The organism is Leptolyngbya sp. FACHB-711 (assembly GCF_014695615.1).
Lineage (GTDB): Bacteria > Cyanobacteriota > Cyanobacteriia > Elainellales > Elainellaceae > Leptolyngbya_A.
Map to the genome: position 1 here is coordinate 1 of NZ_JACJOR010000580.1, position 4,742 is coordinate 4,742.

Consider the following 4,742-nt stretch of genomic DNA (forward strand, 5'->3'; position numbering starts at 1 on the left):
GAATGGCTTGTTCATATAAGTCTTCTGCTTCAGAAAGTTGACCCAAGACTCGCGCGTTCTCTGCCTCAACGAGATGAAACTTGTGTAAAAAGTTTTCTGGACAGCTATCCGACCATACTTTCAAGCGCTCCTGATTTGATCGAATCTGTTTCAAAGCGTTCCTTTGTTCTGCTTGAGATGAACCAGGATACAAGTTGAGTAGAATCAGAGAACCATAATAGAAATAACTACTGTAGGTTGTAAATCCTACAATAGAATTTAGGATCTTTTCCGCTTCAACAAGATAATAGCGTCCTTGCTCAAAATCTGCTGTTAAACAGGAAAAATGCATTCTGAGAATGTAATAAAGACAAATTGAAAACTGTATTTGTGAGGTTTCACCCTGATGAACTATCTTTTCTGTCTCCCTGAGCAATTGATCATGCTCCTGTGCCGCTTGCCCTAAAGCAAGTTTTGCAATGAAAAATCTAGCTGCAGCCAGTGCCACCTTCGCAAGCTCGTCCTGAATCTGCTCCGCCACCAACTGATATTTTTTGTTGTCTGCTGCAACGGTTGTTAAATTTTCTCCTTGAAATAAGCGATTAAAAATGTTACCGACTAAGTTATAGGCTGCAAATTGAACATTTCCCGACTCCATGCTTGCCAGAAAACCTTTGTAATTGATCGTGGCTGCCCCTGCTAAAGGCTTTGACCAAACTTGAATAAAGCCTCCAAACAACATTTCAGCCTTACACTGCTGAGATTTACTGTTTAGCTTGTAGCTAAGCTGCACTGCTAAATCTGCAAACTCATAGCCTCGTTGATATTGCCCTTCCATCAAACCTAAGAGAAGACCATAATTTGCATAAGCCTTAATAGACTCAGCGATATTTCCATGTTCGATGGAAAGACGAACTACTCTTAAACTGACGAAGCAGTAAAGTTCAATATTAGCCGTAATGTAAGTTGGTATATCTACAGCAATTAGCAATCTAATCATTGCTTGAATCACCGGATCGCTCACTGTTGGTAAAGTTAAAAGCGAGGAAATTGAGCGATTTTCTAAGCTTTTGGCAACAGCAACAAACTCTTCACGGACTAGTTCCGTCAATTTTTTGCCCTTAATCTCAATTCCCAACTCATGCAACCCGATCAAACCTGTTTGAACTGCTTCCTCACATTTGCCTTGTAGGGTATATTGAGTGATTTGAAAAACACGAATATCTGCGCGATCAACGGCAGAAGAAATATGCTCTAAAGCAACTTTGGTTGTAGCGTTTAATTGCTCATAGCTAGCATTGCTCAACTGTGCTGCACAGAGAGTCCGATACAGGTTGAACATCAAGTCGTACTGGCTCATCCAGACCGATGCTTCGAGTAAGCCAATACCAGTCTCAAGATACCGAATCGCGGCTTCATAAGCTGTAGAAGAGATGGCTTTTTGAGCGGCAGCCAAATTAAGTCGTGCTATTTTCTCCTTTTCATCTTTCTGGGTCAAAAGGGATTGACCGAAGTTGATGTGGTTGACAATATCAAAAAGCATCTCACTTTGTTCGACCTCAGAGAGCCTGCTGAGCAGGAGTTGCCCAATAGAGTAGTGCGTTACTTGCTTTTGATCCTCAGGAATCAAAGCATAGGCAGCCTGCTGTACTCGGTCATGCAAGAACTTATACTCTTGAACTAACAAGTCCTCATCTAATTCAGACAGGGGTTGAATGAATCCTCCTTGTACCGCTGGTAGTAAATCCTGAAAAACCGTTTTGGGCGACTTCTCATATATAATCGCTAACGTATCTAAATCAAATTCGGCTCCGACACAAGCGGCTAAGCGGAGAATTTGCCGAGTTTTTTCTGGTAGTTTCTTCAGCTTTACGAGCATTAACTCCACTACATTATCGGTGATGTTTTGAGCTTTGATCTGAGCAATTTTCCACCGCCAGCTTAAATTTGACTCATCAAAAGTCAACAGACTTTCGCTATATAGCATTCTCAAAAATTCGCCGACAAAGAAAGGATTGCCCTCCGTTTTCCGCAGCACTAACTGGGCTAGAGCACAAACGGTTTCAACATCCTGATAGAGCGTCTCAGCAATCAATTGGCTCAACGGCTCTAGCGTTAAAGGTGCCAGGATAATCTCCTGAAGCATCACCCCTTGTTGTTGCAGCCTTTCCAGCGTTAATGCCAATGGATGCGTTGAATTTACTTCATTATCTCGATAGGCTCCAATTAAAAATAGATATTGGGTCTGCTTATCCAGCAGCATCAGTTCGATTAACTTCAGTGTGGCGGAGTCTATCCACTGCAAATCATCCAAGAAGATTACGAGTGGATGTTCCTTAGAACAAAACACTCGGATAAAATGCTGAAAGACGCGATTGAAACGATTTTGAGTTTCCGCAACTCCCACTTCCGGTACGGATGGCTGCTTACCCGTAATTAACTCAACTTCTGGGATCACATCAATCATGATTTGCCCGTTACTTCCCAAAGCGGTGAGTAGGCGCGATCGCCACTGTTGCACCTGCTCATCGGGTTCACCAAGGAGTTGCTGCACCAATTTTCGTAGGGCATTGACGATGGCGCTGTAGGGAACATTGCGCTGGAACTGGTCAAACTTACCAGAGATAAAATAACCGCGCTTTGCTGTGATGGGTTTGTAGAGTTCTTGTACTAACGCCGATTTACCCACTCCGGAATAACCAGAGACTAACATCATTTCAGCAGACGCCGGAACATTGTCAATCCATACATCTCTGTGTCTCTCTATCTCCGTGTCACTTCCCCCTGTTACTCCCTCAAATACTGCCAATAATGCGGCTATTTCCGTGTCGCGTCCATACAACTTCTGGGGAATTTGAAACTGGTCTGAAGTATTTTGCAGCCCCAGTTGGATGTAATTAATCTGGCCGCTTGCTGATAATTGTTCAGCACACTGTTCCAAATCTGCTTTGATGCCCCAAGCGCTCTGATAGCGATCCTCCGCATTCTTCGCCATCAGTTTCAAGATGATGTCTGAAACAGCTTCAGGGATCGTTCCATTGAGTTCATGCGGTGGAGTAGGCTGTTTAGCAATGTGACAGTGGACTAACTCTAAGACATCTGTTGTGGGAAACGGCAGTTGTTCAGTCAGCAGCTGGTAGAATGTCACTCCGAGTGAGTAAAAATCGGTGCGGTAGTCGATCGTCCGGTTCATCCGCCCGGTTTGTTCCGGAGAAAGATAGGCGAGTGTGCCTTCTAAAACGTGCGGACTTTTGAACGTCGGATTTGTGCGACTGAACTGAGTGGCAATGCCAAAGTCAATGATTTTGACAACGCCCGTATCGGGATTTAGAACAATGTTTCCAGGATTAATGTCCTTGTGAATAACATGAGCAGCATGGATTTTGCCTAGAATATCTGTGAGGTTGATGGCAAATTGGAGAAACGTGTCTAAGGGCATGAGACAGAAGCCTGAACGTTGCTGTCTCCAGTAATCTAAGGACTCACCCCCAAAGTCCTCTAGTAGGATAACGAGGGTACGCTGATACGCTTGCTGGTTGTAAGCTTTGACCACGCCTTCTAGATTTAGAGAACGGGTAATCGCATATTCGTGTCTGTAGCGCGTTAATTCTTGAGGAGAGGGATAATCTTGCTTCAGTACCTTGATAACAAGCGCTCGGCCATCTTCCTCACTGATGCCCCGATACACCAGAGACACCGAACTCTCGTAGATCTTGCGTTGAATGGCAACTCCAGGTAAAGCAATCATTTGAATTTTCTCCTGATGAGGTCATGCCTCGGCTCTAACAAGCAACTATACTCATACCGCCGTAGCGATCGCCTACCACCATCCTTTGTTGTTATAGTTATGTTTCATTCTTCAACATTCGTTCAATTCACACCACTTAAGTTTGTTTAAGTTCACTTGAGTTCATTAAGTTGACCCTCAACTTAATGTAGCCTGGTCGCCTGAAATCTAAAAGGATAGAGAACTTCATACCTGATGTGGAATTTGAATTTGGTCTAGCTACCTCTTAATTAATAAAGTTTTATTACGGTAGTTTGGCTGGAACCTCTATGGTTTGTTCGGGTACCACGCTCGTTCTCAATGATTCTGATGTCATCGCAAAAGGCTAGACTCTATCGGGAAGTTGACCTGACGACGAAAGGATGGGATAGACATGAAGCTCACACCACCTACTAACGCTAGGTGGTGTCGGGTGCTAACCTATAGCTATCTGACTAGTCTATAGGTCACACGAACAAGCCCAGATGTGGATGAGCAGATGATTTGGCGCAATTAGCAAATGAATGGCGTAAATTTCTGATCTTCTGCTAAACAAGCGTTTTGAGCTTCAGAGGTAAGATATTGATGCTCCTTGGCTTGATTTGTCTCAATATCTGAAAGCCTCAAACGATACTGGCTTCAAAGGTTTATAAAGTGCGCAACTGATTTGCAAATTGCGCAAGTTTTCCGGTTGTGTCACAAAAGTTTATTAAGGACAAACGATCGGTATCGTTAGCATTCTCTTAAGCAGCAATTCCAAGGAGCGCTTCGATAAATTTCACTTGAGACACACTGTCCCCTTGTTTGACTCCTTTTACTTATCCCTTTCTCATCATATTCATCGCCTCGATTCCGCTCAACGTTCTTCTTGCCCTATTGAATAGACTTGTCGGGAAATAAGCAAGAATAGAAGGCAGAAATGGGATAAGCAAATGCTGGATATTGAACGGGTGCTGACACAAGACCGCTTGCTGCGCGCTTTAACTGGCTTGAATCG

Annotated in this window: 1 protein-coding gene; it reads right to left on the reverse strand. The window is 43.7% G+C overall.

Annotation, left to right across the window (positions count from 1 at the left end; all coding sequences use genetic code 11):
* Positions 1–3,727 (reverse strand): ATP-binding protein (locus H6F80_RS28435; protein ID WP_190794878.1); only part of this gene is annotated, 3,727 nt, incomplete at its 3' end.
* Between the last annotated feature and the right edge of the window lie 1,015 nt (positions 3,728–4,742).